A 17,977-nucleotide genomic window follows, 5' to 3' on the forward strand; every position below is an offset into this window, starting at 1 on the left:
GTCCGTGGGCCGGGAGGTGCGCGGCGGGTTCGCCACGTTCTTCACGATGGCCTACATCGTCGTGCTCAACCCCTTGATCATCGCCACCGTCAAGGACGCCGAGGGCCAGTTCATCGGCGACGGGAGCACGCCCAACATCCCGCTCGTCGCGGCCGGCACCGCCCTCGTGGCCGGACTGCTCAGCATCCTGATGGGGGTCATCGGCAAGGTCCCCTTCGCGATGGCCGCGGGTCTCGGCCTGAACGCCTTCGTCACCTACGGCATCGCCTCGCAGATGTCCTGGGAGTCGGCGATGGGTCTGGTGTTCCTGGAGGGCGTGATCATCGCGCTCCTGGTACTGACCGGGTTCCGCACCGCCGTGTTCAACGCCATCCCACCCCAGTTGAAGACGGCGATCAGCGTCGGCATCGGCCTGTTCATCGCCCTGATCGGCTTCGTGGACGCCGGCTTCGTCCGCCGGGTGGCGGCCGGGCCGCCGCTGGAACTCGGCATTGCGGGCTCGCTGACCAGCTGGCCGATCCTCGTCTTCGTGGTCGGCCTGCTGCTGATCGTGCTGCTGGTGGCGCGCCAGACCAAGGGCGCCATCCTGATCGGCATCATCGCCACCACCGTCCTCGCGATCATCGTCGAGGCCATCGCCAAGGTCGGGGCCTCGGTGACGCCGGGCCAGCCGCCGAACCCCGCGGGCTGGCAGCTCGTCGTCCCCCGGCTGCCCGAGCAGATCTTCGGCTTCAACAACCCGCTGGTGCTGTTCAGGGAGTTCGATCCGCTCGGCGCCTTCGGCTCCATCTCGGTCGTCCTGGCCCTGCTGCTCATCTTCACCCTCCTGATCACCGACTTCTTCGACACCATGGGCACGATCGTGGGCGTCGGCGGGCAGGCCGGGCTGATCAGGGAGGACGGCACCCTGCCCAGAACCCGCGAGATCCTCCTTGTCGACTCGATCGGCGCGGCGGCCGGAGGCGCGGCCTCCGTCTCCTCCAACACGACCTATATCGAGTCGGCGGCGGGTGTCGGCGAGGGCGCCCGCACCGGCCTCGCCAGCGTCGTCACCGGCGTGCTGTTCCTGCTGGCCATCTTCGTCTCGCCGCTCGTCGCCGTCGTCCCCTACGAGGCCGCCGCCCCCGCCCTGGTCGTGGTCGGCTTCCTGATGATGACCGCCATCCGTGAGATCGACTTCACCGACTACGAGATCTCCATCCCGGCGTTCCTCACGATCGTCCTGATGCCGTTCACGTACTCGATCGCCACCGGTATCGGTGCGGGCTTCGTCACCTTCGTACTGATCAAGGCCATCAAGGGCAAGACCCGTGAGGTCCACCCGCTCATGTGGACGGTCGCCGGTCTGTTCGTGATCTATTTCGCGCTCGGTCCGATCAAGGCGCTGCTCAGCCTCGGCTGAGCGACGATCCGAAGGCCGTCATGGTGACCCAAGAAGATGATCGCCGTGACGGCTTTCCGCGTTCTCGTCCGCCGTGCCGGAGAGCGGAACCGCGGCGGACGGATCGCGGCCGCCGGGCGACGGTCGCCGACGCGCCAGGCATTCCATCCGCGATCCGAGTCCGTTCCAGATCATGTCGGCAAGACGGTGGGTTCCGTTTTTCCGAAGAGGGATGGCAGGTCCACGAGGAGCACGTCGCCACGGCGGCGTGCGATCGTCACGAGGTCGGGGTGGAAGCCCTCCAGCGAGAAGATCGCCAGCCGGGTGGAGGTGACGTCATGCCCCTGGCCTCGGAGGATCTCCTTCAGCCGGTCGAGCCGTTCCAGGTCCGCGGGGCCTCGCCTTACGAGAGTGGCCTTCGCCTCCCCGATGAGCCCCACCGTGGCGCGGCCGGACCTCCGGTCCAGGGCGATGACGTCGATCTCGTGTTTGGCCCGTCCGCCTTGATCGTTGACCACTGTCGAGGCGATCGTGCTCGTTCCCGCGCGGAGGGAGGGGTCGGTGCGGCGGCGGAGCCACTCGCGTGAGCATTCCTCGAAATGAGGGCCCAGGATGCGAGAGATGAAGGTGGGCTGGGACTCGCGCCATGCCTGGGCGGAACCGCCCGTCTCGATCAGGTCCCGTTTTGGAACGGTGATCAGGTTGTGGAAGCGGATGATGGGATCCGCGACGGTGACCACCGGACGGCGCTCCCAGAGCGGGTCGGTCGAGTAGTCGAGGTATCCCGAACTCGTCAGCATCTCAAGCGGACGGGTCAGGGACGTGCGATCACGTTCGACCAGTCCGCCGATCTTCGTTGGACTGGTGGCGCCGGTGGCGACCGCGTTGATGATCGCGTAATGGAGTGAGCTCCCGGTGAACCGCGGGTCCTCCCGCAGCAGGTACTCCGCCTCGCTCCGCGAGAAGAGCGCCTGGCCGGGATTGAGAACCGTCGCCGGGATCCAGGCGTCGAACTCCTGCGGGGTCTGAGGCGAAGGCACCGAGGTCAGGTTGCGGTATCCGGGAGATCCGCCGAGCGTGGCGTGCAGTCGCAGGGCGGTCGCCAAATCGTCGACGCCCCAGTGCCGTGCGGTGGTGCTCGGATCGAACGGCTGGAGACGCATGTCGACGGCCGCCCGCCCGCGCAGCGCCTTCGTGCCGGACAGGAGATCGTTCATCACGGACATGGCCGATCCGCAGACGATCACTCGTCCGCCCTCGTGGCCGTGACCGGTCTGTGAACGGTCGTAGAGCAGCTGGAGCAGGCCGGGAAGCTCCGGAGAGTGCGTCATCCAGTAGGGCAGTTCGTCGATGACCAGCAATCCGGAGGCGCCGCGTCGTCGCATGGTCAGGCTGATCGCCGAATCGAGGAGAGACTCCCAGCCGGCATCGTCGCGGAAGAGGCCGGAGCTCACTCCCGCGTATCGCGCGAGGTCGTCGGCGAATCGCTGCCGTGCGGTCACCGTGCCCTCCTCTGCGACAGCGGAGACATAAAGGCCGTCCATCGTGTCGGCCAGCGTGCGGAGGAGGTAACTCTTGCCGACCCGCCGCCGTCCTGACAGGACCGCCAGTCGCAGATGGGGGTCGGGATGCGTGACGAACTCGATGAGTGTGGACCATTCAGAGTCGCGTGCAAGCAGCCGGGACGGCTTGAGCACTGATGCCTCCTAAACTGTAGGTTTCCAAGCATACAGTTCAGGTAGCAGTCACACATGGGTTTGCTGGACCGTCCGCCGATGCGGGTCACGCAAGCGGTACGGGGTGTCGGAACGTGTATTCGTGCCGCTCGAAGTCGAGGGTCCAGGCGTACTTGTCGAGGAAGGCATGGGACAGCAGGCCGTCGACGCGTACGCCGCCGAACGATGCCCAGGGCACGCGCCGGGTCGGGGTCGTGGCCACGAACTGGTCGTCCTGGCGAAGCGGTCCCAGGTGGATCGGTTCGTCGACGACGAAGTGCGGGCGGGTCGCGCGGGCCCGACTCACACCCCAGGAGCGGTATCGCCGCGCGGTCGTGTAGAGGCATGCCTGGCGGGGCGGTGAGCCGTCCTCCTGGATGACGTAGACCAGTCCGGAGTCGATGAAGAAATTGAGGTCCTGCCGGGTGCCGAAGCCTCCGCGGGCGAACATGTAGTGGTCCGCCCACAGGTAGAAGGGGATCCGGGCGAGTTCCGGCTGGTCGTCGAGAAGCGCGAGATGGTCGGCCGCCTGCCGTGGGTCGCGGCGTCGCGACAGGAGCAGGCGCCCGCGGGGGTGGTCGACGGTGGTGAGAAACCGCTGCAGCACGTTGGTGCCGATGATGACGAGATCCTGGTCGCCGCGCAGCGTCGGCATGGCCTCCACCGGAACGTTGGTCAGGACGGCGTCGCCGAGCGTCAGCTCCCTGGCGATCCCGGTGTAGAGGTCGGTGCGGGTCGTACCGTGATGATCCTTTCCGTCGGGGGTCAGCCGGATGCCCAGCGCTTCGGCGCGCCCGGTTCCCATGACGAGGAACGTCCCGCCGGTGTCGATGTGGGCGCGTACGGGGTGGCCGTCGAGCGTGGCGTCCACGGCGGGCAGGTAGGGCGCCAGCGCGTGGTCGGCGAAGGGAAGGACGGTCGTGCGGTCGAGCTCGACTCTCAGCGGGTGATCCATCCGCGCCACGAGGTCGGGAGGCATCGGTCGTTTCCCCCGGCGCCGCTGTACGTGCGCGTGGGCCTCGGCCGGCCGGTCCAGATGCAGCAAGGCGTGCGCGACGGGTTCGTCCAGTTCCGTCCAGGCCGGATAAAGGCGGCGAACGGCCTCGTAGTGAGTCAGCGCCTGCTCGTAGTCTCCGCGCACGTAGCTGGTCAGGAACCGGAGGTGCGCGTGTTGCCGCCGGTCGGCATGGCCGGCCAGACGCTCGGCCTCGTCGATGTCCCCGCGCTCCCAGGCCCGCCACGCGGCGCGGGCGGACGCTCCCCGTGCGTGCCACCGGCGGGAGACCCGGCTCATTCCCCCGCCTCCCCGGTTTCCCCTGCCGTCTGATCGCCTCCGGCGCTCAGGTCCAGGGTGGCCGCGATAACGGTGAGCAGCGGGACCAGTGCGTGGGCGGCGAGCTCGTACTCGCCTCGCCGGGGCTGGACGAGCAGGCCCGCCGCCTGTAACCCGCGCAGGTGGTGGTAGAGGTGCCCGGTGGAGGTCGCCTCGCCGAGGACCTCCTGGAGCTGGGCGCGGGTGCGTGTCGTGCCGAGCACCGCGGTGAGCAACGCCAGGCGCGCCGGGCTCCCGAGGCACTCCAGCACGGTGGCGGTGCCCGACCGCTCCGCGCTGACAAGGTCGCGAACGGTGTGCTGCTTGGCCCACAGATACTCGCGGCCAGCGCGGCCGACGGCTCCCGCGTACGCGATCGCGCCGGTCGCCTCCAAGGGGCCGGGAGCCTGCCCGTCGTCGGTGCCGCCGACGTGCTCGCGCAGCCGGTCGAGCAACCGTAGAGGCGCGTCGCCGGTCGAGCCGCCGGCCGCCCGCTCCTTCCGCTGGGTGACCGGCGCAGTCTCCAGCCGTTCCACCCGCCTCTCCAGAGCGGCGAGCCGCTGCTCCGTCGTGTCCATTCGCACGCATCCTCAGGTCGCCATCGGGAGACAATTCCGTAATTTCGGAATAGCGTACATATGGTCTACGTGAGGGTCAACGACCCGTACGCGCTCGACCGGCCGCCCGGCCTGACGATCATCGCTTGCGGGGAAAGGTCGTCCTTCGTGGAAGGGCTTCCGCGTCCTGCTCAGCGCCCCCTCCCGTGCGCCGTCGTGCTCAGTGCCCTCCGGGGCCACGGCCCGCGTGCCGTCCTGTTTCTCTGGCCGGGCCCGCGTGCCGTCGTGCTCTCCTAGCGCCCTCTGGGGCCACCGGGGAGCAGCCCCGCGCGGTACGCCTTGAGGACGGCGTCGGATTCGGCCTGGGTGAGCGTGCCGGCGGTGACGGCCGCCTTCAGCCGTTCGGCCATGGCCGCCTCGGCCTCGGCGCCGCGTTGCCGGTGGAGCGTCTCCAGTGCGGCGGCGACCTTGTCCGCCGTGAGACCGAGCTTGGCGGCCAGGGCCTCGGCCCTGGCCCGTACGGCGGCCTGCCCGGCCTCCTCCCGCGGGGCGGCCTGCTCGGCGTCCTTGGGCGGGCGGCCCGGTCCGCCCTCCTTCCGGAGCTCCTCCAGGGCCGCGGTGACCTTGGCCTCGTCGACACCGAGGATCTCGGCGAGTTTGGCGGCCATCTCCCCGTGATGGCCACGGACGCCGGGACCGCCGTGGCCCCCGCGGGGGCCGTGCTCGGCGCCGTCGTGGCCGGTACCGGGGGTCACCGGAGAGGGGGACGACGGCGTGGGGGTGGGACTGGTCGCCCAGGCCGCCACGGGGACGGCCAGTCCGCCGGCCAGAGCGGTGCCGACGCCGGCGATGATGATCATGCGCTTGGTGCGGTTCATGTGACTCCTAGTCCGATGTGAAGCACCTACCGGACCGATGGTCGGGCGACCACATGAGACCCCTCTCATCCCTGTCTGAGAATCGGATGAGATCCGGAGTCCGCGAATCGGACGGCTGCCCAGGCGGGCGGAATCCCGTCCGGCCGGTCGCCCCGATCACCGGGAGCGCGGGGCGGCCGGTCCCCCCAGGAGCGCGGGAGCGCGAAGAGATAAAATGGCGGTTCTGGTGTACGAGGTCGCCCCGTCGAGGGCTTTCGGCTTCCGCAAGGGGAAGTACGGCCAGATCCGCTGGCGCTTCCAACAGGAGCCCCGCGCGGCGAACCCCTCGGATCTCCTGCGCTTTTCCCCGGGTTTCCGGGGGGCGGAGCCCGGCGCTCGGGGCGGGGTTGGCGATCCCTCATCCGTCTGGCACGCTGTACGGCCCGCTCCGAGTAGGAAACCCGCTGGAGGGAATCGCGTGCGTCCATATATTGTTAGCAAAGCTAATGAGTTACGCAAATGATGAAGGACCCCAGGAAGGACCACGTCGCGAACCTGCGCAGCGACGCCGGTCTGGCTTCGGCTCTGCGCGTGTCGCTGGCACGACTGAACAGACGCCTGCGCAGGCAGGCCGCGGTGCACTCGCTGACGCCCACCCAGCTCGCGACGCTCGCCGCCGTAGAACGGCATTCCGGGATAACCCCCGGCGAATTGGCCGAGTTGGAGAAGGTCCAGCCGCCCTCGATGACCCGCGTGATCGCCGTGCTGGCCGAGCGGGAGCTGGTGTCACGTACACCGCACCCGACCGACCGGCGCCAGGTGACCGTGGGCGTGACCGAGCAGGGCTCAACCCTGCTGAGGGAGGAGCGTCGCCTCAAGGAGGCGTGGCTGACGCAACGGCTGAAGGAGCTGACACCCGAGGAGAGGGCGACGCTCCGGCAGGCGGCTCCGATACTGGAGAAGCTCAGCCGGATCTAGCCGACCCCGAGGAACCCGAGGCCCCGGCGACCCCGCGCGACGCCGGGGCATCCGCCGCGCCGGGCGGAGAACCAGGGACGAAACCGCGGGAGGGACCGGGCCGGGAGCCCGGCGGGAAGACCGGGCTGAGGGCGAGGGTCCGGCGGTGGCGGGCCGCGAGGGCCGCCGCCACCGCGAACGAGTTCCAGGCCACGGAGAGCGGGACGGCCCAGCCCGTGCCCGAGACGCGGGGCGGGATGTTCCGGTCCCTGCGCGTCTACAACTACCGGCTGTTCGCGGCCGGAGGCGTGGTCTCCAACGTCGGCTCGTGGATGCAGCGCACCGCGCAGGACCTGCTGGTGCTCGACCTGACGAACGGCAGCGCCTTCGCGCTGGGCGTGACCGTCATGCTGCAGTTCCTGCCGTTGCTGCTCTTCGGCCTCTGGGGCGGCATGCTCGCCGACCGCTATCCCAAGCGGCGACTGCTGATCGTCGCCCAGTCGCTCATGGGCCTGCTGGCGCTCACCATGGGCGTGCTCGTCGTGACCGGCTCGGCCCGGGTCTGGCAGGTGTTCGTGATGGCGTTCCTGCTCGGCCTCATCGCCTGCGTCGAGGTGCCGACCCGGCAGTCGTTCGTCGTGGAGATGGTCGGCCGCAAGGACCTGTCCAACGCGATCGCGCTGAACGCGTCGAGTTTCAACCTGGCCCGCGTGGTCGGTCCGGCCGTCGCGGGTGTCCTGATCTACGCGCTCGGCGGCACCGGCCCGATCTTCCTGATGAACGCGCTGTCCTTCGCGGGCGTGCTCGCCGGCCTGATGCTCATGCGCACCTCCGAGCTGACCACCCCGGAACCGGTGCCGAGGGCCAAGGGGCAGCTCCGCGAGGGTCTGCGCTACGTGATGGTGCGGCCCGAGCTGCTCATGCCGATACTGCTGATCGCCTTCGTCTCGTTGTTCACGCAGTCGTTCTCGATGTCGATCGCGCTCATGGCGCGCCAGGTCTTCGGGGCGGGCGCGGCCTCGTTCGGGCTGGCCTCCAGCATGTTCGCGGTCGGCGCGCTGGCGGGCGCGCTCATGGCGGCGCGGCGGGTACGGCCCAGCCGGCGGCTGCTGGTCGGCGGCGCGGTCGCGTTCGGCCTGTTCCAGATCGTCAGCGGCCTGGCGCCGTGGTACCCCCTCTACCTGGTCTCCCTGGTGCCCGCCGGTATCGCGTTGATCTCGGTGAACACCGCGGCCAACGCCAGCGTGCAGCTCGCCACCTCGCCGGAGATGCGCGGCCGGGTGATGGGGATCTACGTGCTCGTGTTCACCGGGGGAGCCCCCTTCGGCGCGCTGCTGCTCGGCTGGATCTCCGAGCTGGGCGGCCCGCGCGCGGGGGTCATGGTGGGCGGCGCGCTCACCCTGATCGGCTCCGGGGTGGCCATAATGCTGACAAAGGTGATCAGCAGGAGGTCGCATGCGGCTGTTCGTGGGGTTGCTGCCGCCGCCACCGGCGCGCGATGAGCTCATCCTCGCCCTCGAAGCCCACCGGCCGCGCTGGCCGGGGCTCCGCTGGCTGGACCCGGCGAGCTGGCATGTGACGCTGTCGTTCCTCGGGGAGGTGCCCGACCGGGTGCTGCCCGAGCTACGGGCGCGGCTCGCCGACGCCGCCACGCGCCACCCGCCGATGACGCTGTCCTTCACCGGTGCCGGGGCGTTTCCCTCGGCGGGCCGGGCGCGGGTCTTCCTGACCGGTTTGGGGGGCGACCGCGCCGACCTCGCCCGCCTCGCCGGTCAGGTGGGGGCCGGGGCGCTGGAGGCCGGAGCCGGGCAGACGGATCGCCGGCGGTTCACGCCGCATCTGAGCCTGGCCCGGTGCCGCGCCGACACGGACGTGAGCGCTCTGGTCGAGGCGTTCGGGACGTTCTCAGGAGCCGCGTGGGAGGCGGGGACGGTGCACCTGATGCGGAGCGACTTCGGGGGCGGGACCACCGGCGGGGGCGGGGCTCGCTACGAGACGGTCGAGGAATGGCATCTGACGGCCCCGGCACCCCCTGGGCAGGGCTAGGCTCCAGGACGTGGATCGTCCCCGTCGCTGGCTGCTGCCCACGGTGCTCGCACTGCTCGTGCTCCTCGTGGTGATCGGCGCCCTCGTGTCCTAGCCGCCGGGCGGCCGTGTTCTCGGGTTCCCGGATCTCGCGGCGGTCAACCGGCCCGCTCCCGGCCCCGCGGTCCCGGCCCGTTCAGGTGTCTCCCGGACATTCCCGGCTCAGGTGCCGCCAGGGAATCCCCGTTCGTTCGGGTGCCGCCCGGCGACACCGTTCACCAGGCGTAGTGCTCGGGCGCCGTCTTGAAGCCGGGGAAGATCTCGTCCAGGCGGGCCAGTGCCTTCTCGTCCAGAACGATCTCCAGCGCCCTGGTGACGCCGTCGAGCTGGTCGAGCGTGCGCGGCCCGATGATCGGCGCGGTGACGACCTTCTGGTGGAGCAGCCACGCCAGGCCGACGTTCGCCGGATCCTCGCCCAGCTCGTCGCAGAACTCCTCGTAACGCTCGATCTTGTCGCGGTGCTTGTCCAGCTGCTTGGTGATCTGCTCCGAGGCCGAACGCCCCTTGTCGATCTTCCGGAGGATACCGCCGAGCAGGCCGCCCGCGAGCGGGCTCCACGGGATCAGGCCCACACCGTAGTCCTCGGCCGCCGGGATCACCTCGAGCTCCGGTGCGCGGACGACCAGGTTGTAGTGGGACTGCTCGGAGACCAGGCCGACGCTGTTGCGGCGCCGCGCGCTCTCCTGGGCCTTGGCGATGTGCCAGCCCGCGAAGTTGGACGACCCGACGTACAGGATCTTGCCCTGCTGCTTGAGGATGTCCATGGCCTCCCAGAACTCGTCGAACGGGGTGTTCCGGTCGACGTGATGCGCCTGGTAGAGGTCGATGTGGTCGGTCTGCATCCGCTTCAGCGACGCGTCGGCGGCGCGGCGGATGTTGAGCGCGGACAGCTGGCCCTCGTTGGGCCAGTCCCCCATCGAGCCGTAGAGCTTCGTGGCGATCACCGTCTTCTCGCGGCGCCCGCCCCCCTTGGCGAACCAACGGCCGATGATCTGCTCGGTGATGCCCTCGCCCTTCTTCCAGCCGTAGACGTTGGCGGTGTCGAAGAAGTTGATCCCCAGCTCATGGGCGTGGTCCATGATCGCGAAAGAGTCTTCCTCCGTGGTCAAGGGGCCGAAGTTCATCGTGCCCAGGCAAAGGCGGCTGACCTTCAGGCCGGTACGGCCAAGCTGCGTGTAATCCATACCCTCACACTAGGTACCTGGAGCGCACTCCAGGCGAGCGGATTCGCGAGGAAACCCGTGTCGGCCGGACCCGCCACGTCTGTGACGCTCGCGCGTACCGCCGGGGCATGATGGCTGAATGCTGAGTAAGGCGGGGGAAGTCCTGGTTCGCGTGTTCGCCGTGGCCGGCCTGGCCACGGCCGCGGTCCTCGCGGGACAGGGCGCGTGGGCGGGCGAGGGGCAGGGAGTCCGGGGGGACGCGGGACACGGTACGCGGGCGGGGGCGGCGCGAGGGGCGGCGCAGGGCGTACCGACGGGTACCGGACGGGCGGACGGAGGGGAGCGGATCCTCTTCCGCTTCAAGGACAGCCGGATCACCGAGTCGAGCGGGCTGGCGGTCTCACCGACCGGCAAGGACGTCTACTACACCCACAACGACAGCTCCGCGGGGCCGGTCTTCTTCGCGGTCGGCCCCGACGGGCGGACCCGCGCGACCTTCACCCTGCGTGGCGCGGCCTCCCGCGACTGGGAGGGTATGGCGGCCTCCACCGATCCGCGGACAGGGCGGGGAGTGCTCTGGTTCGCCGACATCGGCGACAACCTCGAAGGGGCATGGCCCGACATCTCCGTGTACAAGGTGGCGGAGCCCGCCACGCTGAGTGACGCCGTCGTCCCCGCCGTGCGCTACCGGTTCCGCTACGAGGACGGCGGGCACAACGCCGAGGGCATCATGGTGCACCCCCGGACCGGCCGCCTCCACATCGTCACCAAGCAGTTCGCCGGTGCCGTCTACCAGGCTCCGAAGCGGCTGCGCGCCGACAGGGTCAACGTGCTCCGCAAGGTCGGTTCCGCGCCCATCATGGCCACCGACGCCGCCTACGCCCCCGACGGGTCGAGCTTCGTGATCCGTACCTACTTCTCCGCCACGGTCTACCGCGCGCCGGGAGAGCAGATCGCCCGGGTGACGATGCCGGAGCTGCGACAGGCCGAGTCGATCACCTACACGCGCGACGGCAGGTACCTGCTGACCGGCAGCGAGGGAAGCCGCAGCCCGGTCTACCGGGTGCCGCTGCCCGCGAAGATCCTCGACACGGCGGCTCCCGAGCCCACGTCCGCCCGGCGCCAGGCGGCTCCCACCCCGGTCTCCGGTGTCACCGGCGCTCCGGAGCCCACGCCGGCCGCCGGGGCGAAGGCCGATGAGGACGGCACCGGCGCGGACACCGGGATACCGACCTCGGCCGTGCTCCTCTGGCTGGCCATCGCCGCGGGCGCCATCGGCGTCATCACCCTGATCGCCCGCAGAACCCGCTGAACCCGCTGGGATACTCAGACCCGCTGAGGTACTCAGACCCGGTTGAGTGATCCGACGCAAGCGGGCGGCAAGCCGCTTGCGCCATCCTTCGGACCATGCATGACGAGAACTCGGCGTCGAGCCCCCGCTCCTCCTCGCCGGTGGGCTGCCCTGAGTGCTCGGCCCCCATCGCGGGGACGCACGAGCGCTGCCCGCGCTGCGCGCTGCCTCTGAGAGGGCCGGTGGCGGCCGAACTGTGGCGGCTCGACGGTGCCCTCGCGGGGCTGCGCGCCCGCGAGGCGGAGCTTCTCATCCGGCGCGGTCACCTGCTCGGCCTGCTCAGGGAGGAACGAGCCGGGAAGGAACCGGCCGGACGGGAGCGGGCCGGACGGGAGCGGGCCGGGCAGGAACCGGCCGGGCAGGAGCGGGAACACCCGACCGATGGCGGACCCGCCGGGCGGCCGGAGGCGGTGCCCGAGCCGGGGAAGGACTTCTCGCCTCAGGCGGTGCAGAACCTGCTGCTCGGCCTCGGCGGGCTGCTGCTGGCCGTCGCGGCCGTGGTGTTCACGGTGGTCAGCTGGGGGAGCATGGGCCTCGGCGGCCGGGCGGCGATCCTGGCCGCCCTCACCGGGCTGACCTTCGCCGCGCCGACGCTCCTGGTGAGGCGCGGGCTCGTCACCACCGCCGAGACCATCGCGATGCTCGGCGCGGCGCTGCTCTTCCTGGACGGCTACGCGGCCCGGCGGACGGGGCTGGCCGGGGCCGACGGCATGGCCGTACTCCATTACGCCGCCCTGCTGTTCGCCCTGGTCGCGCTCGTCATGGCGGGCTACTCGCGGCTTCTTTCGCTGCGACTGCCGCTGCCCGTCGCGATCGTCCTCGCCCAGTTCCCGCTCCCGCTGCTCGCTCTCGGCGAGACGACGCCGTGGATCACCGCCGCGCTCGCCGCCACGGCCGCCGCCGACGCCGCGTTCCTGGCGTTCCTGGCGTTCCGCGTGGCGGGCCGGACTTCCGAGCCCGGCGGCCGCGGGCCACGGAAGACGGTCGCGGTCTGTTTCGGCGTGGTGTGGGGGCTGGGGGTGTGTCACGGCCTCCTGGAATCACTCCCGAGAAAGACGCCGAGCCCGTTCCCCCGCGACGTTCCGGCGATCGTCTCGCTCAGGGACGCCCTGTTGCTGGTCACGCTGGCGGTGATCGGGTTCGCGGTCGCGCGGAAGGTAAGGAACACGGACCGCCTCTGGGTCGTCACCGCCGTCTCGGCGCTCACGCTGACGGCGGGACTGGCGGCCCCCGCCTGGCCGCTGCCGCTCACCTGGTGGGCCGTACCGTACACGGTGGCGGCCCTGGTCACCGTGGCGGTCATGCTGTACGCGCCCGGCCTGGACGAGCCGCGGGTCCGCTCGGCCGGTGCCGTCTCCGCCGGGGTGCTGGCGGTGCTCACCGCACTGCCTTTCGCGAACGATGTGATCTTCACCCTGGTCGCCCCGTTCAACCGGCTCGGCGATGTGTGGTCGGGATCTCCGGGCTTCGCCGATGCCCGGCTGATCGCGCCGTTCCCGCAGTTCCCGGTCGTGTCGGGGCTGCTGGCCGTCGCCTCGGCACTGGCGGCCGCCCGGGGGCGGGCCTCCATGGGGTTCGCCGCGCTCGCCGCCGGGACCCTCGCGGTGGCCGTCGCCCCCGTCGCCTTCGGCTGGGGGCACGGGGCGGACCTCGTGGTCCTGTCGGCGCTGGCCGTCGTCCTCGTGACCGGTATGACCCTGGCCGGCCGGCCGCGGTGGGCGGGGGCCCTCGCGCTCGCCGCCGGCGCGGTGTCCGCGGTGGCGACGGCCACCGCGCTCGCCGAGCGGTCCAGCACGTACGCGACGCTCGGCGTCCTGCTCGTCGCGTGGGGCGCGGCGGCGTTCGCGGCCCGGGTACGTGAGGCGGCGGCGGTCTCGCTGGTCGCCGGTGTGCTCTCGGCGACCGGCCTGATGTGGGCGGTCGCCGCCGGGACCCGGTGGCTTCCAGCGGGTGACGGCCTGTCCCTGTCGCTGGCCGCCGGTGCGGTGCTCGCGGCGCTTCTCGCGCTGCGCGGCGGCTCACCGGCCAGGCCCTCGCCCGAGGGCGCGCCGGGGGAGAACGGTGATCTCCGGCGGTCCGCCGGGCTGGTGCTGAGCGCCGTGCTGGCGGTGCTCGCGGTCGTCTCCGCGCACGCCGCCGTCACCGCGACCCTCGGTTTCCACCGCCCCCTCGTACGGCCGTGGACGGCCGTGACAGGCCCCTCGGGCGGCCATCCGCTGCTCGCGGTGGTGGTCGGTCTCGTCGCCGCGGCGGCGGTGCTGGTCTCCTGGCAGGTCGCGCGGCGCAGGGGCGCGACCAGGGCGGCGCTGCTCGCCTGGCCCGCGGTGGTGGTGGCACTGCCGGTGTCGGTCGCCCTGCCGTACGGGGTGGAGCTGGGGCTGTTCGTCGCCGGTACCGTCCCGACGGCGTGGATGGCGGCGCGGAGCCGCGCGAACGCGGTCTTCGGCGGAGTGGCGGCGCTGTGGACCGCCTTCGTCGCGATCTCCTGGGCCCTCATGAGCGAGCCCGCGACCCTGCTCGTCCTTCCCGCCGTGGCGGTGATCGCCGTGGCGGTCGTGCTGGGTGACCAGGCGAGGGCCAGGGGAAGGGCCGGGGCGGAGGCGGTGGTCGCGTTCGGGGAACGGGCGGTGGCGCCGGTCGCGGCGGGGCTGGCGGTGCTGCTGGCGGGCGGGGAGGCACTGGCGGCCGGGCTGGCGCTGGACTGGCCGGTACGGCACGCGGCGTTCGGCCCGCTCGCCGTGGCCTGCGCGGCGGCGGCCGTGGCGGGCCGGTTCAGGAGGACGACGTTCGCGGTCGGTGTGGAGGCGGCGGGGTACGTCCTCGCGGGGGCGGGACTGCCGCTCGCCTCGGCCGACCTGCCGCTTGCGAGCCTGGCGTGCGCCGTGACGGGCGTGCTGATGGCCGGTACGGCGCTGCGGCCCGATCGCCGATGGGCCGGATACGCCGGAACGGGTTTCCTGCTGCTGGCCTCGTGGCTACGGCTGCTCGCCTCCGACATCAGCGTGATCGAGGCGTACACGGTCCCGTTCTCGCTGGTGCTGCTGGCGTTCGGCTGGTGGCGGGCGCGCGGAGGGGAGACGTCGTCCTGGGTCGCCTACGGTCCCGGACTCGTCTCCAGCCTGGTACCCGGCATGCTCGCGCTGCTCACCGGCTCGGGCTGGCTCCGGCCGCTGCTGCTCGGCACGGTCTCGCTGGCCGTGCTGCTGGCCGGTGCCCGGTTCCGGCTCCAGGCCCCGGCGGTCCTGGGCGGGCTGACCCTGGCCGTCGTCGCCCTGCACGAGCTGGCGCCGTGGATCGCGGAGGTGGTCGTGCTGGTGCCCCGATGGGTGCCGATGGCGCTGGGCGGGGTGCTGCTCGTGGTCGTCGGCGCGACCTACGAGGCGCGCCTGCGGGACGTGCGACGCCTGCGAGGCGCGGTCGGCCGGATGCGCTGACCGTTCCCGAGGTCGCTTCCCGAGGTCGCTCGGGGCTCAGCCGGGGGACTGCAGGCCGCGGCGGGCGGCGTGGTCGAGAGATGCCGCCACGTCGGGGTCGACGGGGAACCAGGTGAAGAGACCGGTCACCTGCAGAAGGCGTTTGAGGACATCCGATACCCCGGCGAGGCGCAGCCATCCGCCCGCCTCCGAGGTCACCCGCGCGCCGCTGAGAAGTATCCGCAGCCCTGTGGAGTCGCAGAAGGTGATGCCTCCGGCGTCGATGACGATCCGCGGGCGGTAGTCGGAGACCAGTTGTTCGATGGTCTCTCTGAGCAGCTCACTGGAATTACGGTCGATGTCACCCGTGACAGTGATCACGGTGCAGTCCAGGTGCCCGTGGTGGTCGACGCCGATGGAGAGTTCTCTGCTCATCGCCTCGTATCTCCACCCGGTGACGCGGTCGGTTTCGGCCGCCATCCGGCCTGATCAAGGTATACCCCTCCGTGACACCGGGGTGGGCGACGGACGGGAGACATGTGCGTAACGGCTGTGGACACCCGCCGTTCGCCGTCCGCTCCGGGAGCCGATGCGGGCGCGATCTCAGATGCAATCTCAGATGCGATCTCATACGTGATCCCGAGCGTGATCTCATGCCGAAAATGAATGACCGCATCACTCTTTACTGCCCCGACATATTCACGTATTCCTCGATCGGCCTGGACGTATTTCCCGCATAGGCAATGACGGTTAAGAACCAGGCCGGTTATCCCTTCTCTTGTGGTGAGGATTGCCGCTAACTTTCGAGCATGCGCGTTCTGATAACCGGGGCATCAGGTTTCGTCGGCTCGCATGCGGTCGCCGCGCTCCTCGCAGACGGGCATGAGCCGCTTCTTCTCATACGTAATCCAGAGAAAACACGCGAGGTGCTGGCCGCCGTCGGGGTGACGGGGGCGATTCCCCTGCACCGGGCCGATATCCGAGACGCGGCGGCCGTGCGGGAGGGTCTCGAACAGTGCGACGCCGTCATTCACGCCGCCGCGGAAATCGGGGTGATCGGCCGGGCCGATGACCTGAACGGTACGAATGTGACCGGGGCCAGGAACGTCCTCGGGCAGGCCGTCGAACTCGGTCTCGACCCCATAGTGCATGTCTCCAGCGTCGGCGTCTTCGTGCCCCCCTCCGGACCGGTGATCACGACCGAGAGCCCGCTCTCCACGCCCAGGAACGGATACGGCAGAAGCAAGATCTCCGCCGAGCGCTATGCCAGGCGGCTCCAGGAGCAGGGGATGCCGATCACGATCGTCTATCCGGCCGGGGTCACCGGGCCGTACCAGCCCTCGCTGGACGCGATGGTGGAAGGGCTGCGCGCCGGCCTGGAACAGGGCTGGCCGATCACCGCGGGCGGCGTCAACATCGTCGACGTACGGGATCTGGCCGTCGTGCTCGCCCGCTGCCTCGAACCGGGGCGCGGGCCACGCCGGTTCATGCTGGGCGGGCACTACCTCACCTGGGCGCAGCTCGCCGACGTCTGCGACGAGCTGACGGGGAACCGCGGCCGGAGGTTCAGGATCCACCGGTCGGTGTTGCGCGGCGCGGCGGCCGTGGGCGACGTGATGAAGCTGATCAAGGAGATCGACTACCCGCTGACCAGGGATGCCGTCGAGATGATGGTCACGATGGTCCGCACGTACGACACCCCGACCCTGGAGGCGCTCGGCGTGAGCCTGCGGCCGGTCCGGGAGACCATCGCCGACTCGCTGCGCTGGCTGGCACAGGAAGGACATCTCACCACCGGCAAGGCCGGGAGATTGGCGGGATAATGTCACGCGGTGACACGTTTCCCACCCTGGCGGAATCGAGCACCTCGGACCACGCCATGATCACCCTCAGGGGAAGCAGCCCCGCAGGAAAGCGACCTCGCAGGCAGACGGCCCTGTGAGGCGGCCTCGTACGAGGCAGGCGAACGAGCAGGGAGGAGCCGGCGATGAAGGTCGGGATCGTCGGTGCGGGGATCGTCGGGCTGGCCGTGGCCAGGGAGACGGCGCTGACCCACGGGGCCACCGTGACCGTCCTCGACAAGGAGGACCGCGTCGGGGCCCACCAGACCGGGCACAACAGCGGTGTCGTCCACGCCGGGATCTACTACCGTCCGGGCTCGCTCAAGGCCACGCTCTGCAGGGAGGGCGTGGCGATGCTCAGGCAGTACTGCGCCGAGCACCGCATCCCGTACGACGAGGTCGGCAAGCTCGTCGTCGCCTCCACCGGATCCGAGCGGCCCGAGCTGCGCGGGATCGCCGAGCGGGCCCGCGCGAACGGGGTTCCCGGCATCGCCGAGCTCGACGCGCTGGCCCTGCGCGAGATCGAGCCGCACGCCGTCGGCGTGGGCGCCGTGCACTCCCCGCACACCGCGATCGCCGACTTCCCCGCCGTCGCCCGGCGCCTCGCCCTGGACGTGGAGGAGAGCGGCGGCTCGGTGCTGCTGTCCCACCCGGTGCGCGCCGTACGGGAGACCGCGGGCGGGGTGAGCGTCCTGGCGGGGGAGCGGACGCTGAGGTTCGACCGGGTGATCGTCTGTGCCGGGCTCGGCACGGACACCGTCGCGCGGATGGCGGGGATCCCCGGCGACGTACGGATCGTCCCCTTCCGCGGCGAGTACTACGCGCTGGCCGGGGAGGCGAAGAACCTGGTCCGCGGGCTCATCTACCCGGTCCCCGACCCCCGCTACCCGTTCCTCGGCGTGCACCTGACCCGCAAGATCGACGGCGAGGTGCTGGTCGGCCCCAACGCGGTCATGGCGCTGGCGCTGGAGGGCTACTCCTGGCGGGACGTCGACCTCGCCGACCTGGGCCGGATCCTGGCCTGGCGGGGCACCCTGCGCCTCGCCGCCAGGCACTGGCGGACCGGGATCAGGGAGGTGGCCGGTTCGATGGGTAAAGGATCCTTCCTGCGGGCCGCGCGCCGCTACGTCCCGGCCCTGACCGCCGCCGACCTGGTCAGGACCACCGGAGGCGTCCGCGCACAGGCTGTGGACGGGCGGGGCGGCATGCTGGACGACTTCGCGATCGACGTGCACGGCCGCGTCGCCCTCGTGCGCAACGCCCCCTCACCGGCGGCCACGTCAAGTTTGGCGATTGCCAGGCATATTGTGGGGTTAGCCTCAGTGTTGACCAGTTAACTGCTTTC

14 protein-coding genes are annotated in these 17,977 nt (G+C 70.9%); 8 read left to right on the forward strand and 6 right to left on the reverse strand.

Translation table 11 applies throughout. The features are described 5' to 3' along the window. The first annotated feature begins 4 nt into the window (after positions 1 to 4). Entirely contained in the window at positions 5 to 1,402 is a 1,398-nt protein-coding gene (locus ACVCAG_RS27320) for a solute carrier family 23 protein (RefSeq protein WP_440086268.1), read from the forward strand. Positions 1,403 to 1,572: 170 nt separating this feature from the next. On the opposite strand, the gene ACVCAG_RS27325 is transcribed toward ACVCAG_RS27320, so the two are convergent. From ACVCAG_RS27325 to ACVCAG_RS27340, 4 genes are all read right to left on the reverse strand, one after another. Next, the gene (locus ACVCAG_RS27325) at positions 1,573 to 3,078 is read right to left on the reverse strand and encodes an ATP-binding protein (protein ID WP_447190507.1); all 1,506 of its coding nucleotides are present in this window, start codon (positions 3,076 to 3,078) and stop codon (positions 1,573 to 1,575) included. Positions 3,079 to 3,163: 85 nt separating this feature from the next. Further along, positions 3,164 to 4,390, reverse strand: coding sequence for an aspartyl protease family protein (locus ACVCAG_RS27330; protein ID WP_447190508.1), 1,227 nt, complete (start codon positions 4,388 to 4,390; stop codon positions 3,164 to 3,166). Continuing rightward, positions 4,387 to 4,986, reverse strand: coding sequence for a hypothetical protein (locus ACVCAG_RS27335; protein WP_440086265.1), 600 nt, complete (start codon positions 4,984 to 4,986; stop codon positions 4,387 to 4,389). Before ACVCAG_RS27335 ends, ACVCAG_RS27330 begins: the two co-directional genes overlap by 4 nt. A 272-nt stretch (positions 4,987 to 5,258) precedes the next feature. Continuing rightward, positions 5,259 to 5,843 (reverse strand): hypothetical protein, encoded by a 585-nt coding sequence (locus ACVCAG_RS27340; protein WP_447190509.1) that lies wholly within the window; start codon positions 5,841 to 5,843, stop codon positions 5,259 to 5,261. 501 nt (positions 5,844 to 6,344) lie between these two features. Here ACVCAG_RS27340 and ACVCAG_RS27345 point away from each other — a divergent pair. The 3 genes from ACVCAG_RS27345 to thpR all read left to right on the forward strand — a co-directional run bounded on the left by ACVCAG_RS27345 (position 6,345) and on the right by thpR (position 8,825). Beyond that, positions 6,345 to 6,800: a MarR family transcriptional regulator gene (locus tag ACVCAG_RS27345; RefSeq protein ID WP_440086285.1), complete on the forward strand. Its 456-nt coding sequence runs from the start codon at positions 6,345 to 6,347 to the stop codon at positions 6,798 to 6,800. Positions 6,801 to 7,015: 215 nt separating this feature from the next. Then, positions 7,016 to 8,281: an MFS transporter gene (locus ACVCAG_RS27350; RefSeq protein ID WP_440086263.1), complete on the forward strand. Its 1,266-nt coding sequence runs from the start codon at positions 7,016 to 7,018 to the stop codon at positions 8,279 to 8,281. Further along, on the forward strand, positions 8,235 to 8,825 hold the full coding sequence (gene thpR, locus ACVCAG_RS27355; RefSeq protein ID WP_440086262.1) for an RNA 2',3'-cyclic phosphodiesterase: 591 nt from the start codon (positions 8,235 to 8,237) through the stop codon (positions 8,823 to 8,825). Before ACVCAG_RS27350 ends, thpR begins: the two co-directional genes overlap by 47 nt. Before the next feature lie 254 nt (positions 8,826 to 9,079). Here the strand turns inward: thpR and ACVCAG_RS27360 are convergent, their stop codons facing one another. Beyond that, the gene (locus tag ACVCAG_RS27360) at positions 9,080 to 10,048 is read right to left on the reverse strand and encodes an aldo/keto reductase (RefSeq protein ID WP_440068930.1); all 969 of its coding nucleotides are present in this window, start codon (positions 10,046 to 10,048) and stop codon (positions 9,080 to 9,082) included. A gap of 118 nt (positions 10,049 to 10,166) precedes the next feature. On the opposite strand from ACVCAG_RS27360, the gene ACVCAG_RS27365 reads away from it, so the two are divergent. Further along, complete coding sequence (locus tag ACVCAG_RS27365; RefSeq protein ID WP_447190510.1) at positions 10,167 to 11,339, forward strand: hypothetical protein; 1,173 nt, start codon at positions 10,167 to 10,169, stop codon at positions 11,337 to 11,339. 95 nt (positions 11,340 to 11,434) lie between these two features. Next, positions 11,435 to 14,812 carry an SCO7613 C-terminal domain-containing membrane protein gene (locus ACVCAG_RS27370; protein ID WP_447190511.1) on the forward strand — a complete coding sequence of 1,126 codons (3,378 nt, stop codon included), beginning with the start codon at positions 11,435 to 11,437 and terminating at the stop codon, positions 14,810 to 14,812. A 36-nt stretch (positions 14,813 to 14,848) separates the two neighbouring features. On the opposite strand, the gene ACVCAG_RS27375 is transcribed toward ACVCAG_RS27370, so the two are convergent. Next, positions 14,849 to 15,226: an anti-sigma factor antagonist gene (locus ACVCAG_RS27375; protein ID WP_440086259.1), complete on the reverse strand. Its 378-nt coding sequence runs from the start codon at positions 15,224 to 15,226 to the stop codon at positions 14,849 to 14,851. A gap of 374 nt (positions 15,227 to 15,600) precedes the next feature. Here ACVCAG_RS27375 and ACVCAG_RS27380 point away from each other — a divergent pair, with 374 nt between their 5' ends. Then, positions 15,601 to 16,614, forward strand: a complete 1,014-nt coding sequence (locus ACVCAG_RS27380) for an NAD-dependent epimerase/dehydratase family protein (protein WP_447190512.1) — start codon at positions 15,601 to 15,603, stop codon at positions 16,612 to 16,614. A 164-nt stretch (positions 16,615 to 16,778) separates the two neighbouring features. Beyond that, a complete protein-coding gene (gene lhgO, locus ACVCAG_RS27385) occupies positions 16,779 to 17,969 on the forward strand; it encodes an L-2-hydroxyglutarate oxidase (RefSeq protein ID WP_447190513.1) in 1,191 nt (396 codons plus the stop codon). Positions 17,970 to 17,977 lie beyond the last annotated feature (8 nt).

Source organism: Streptosporangium sp. G12, assembly GCF_052983175.1.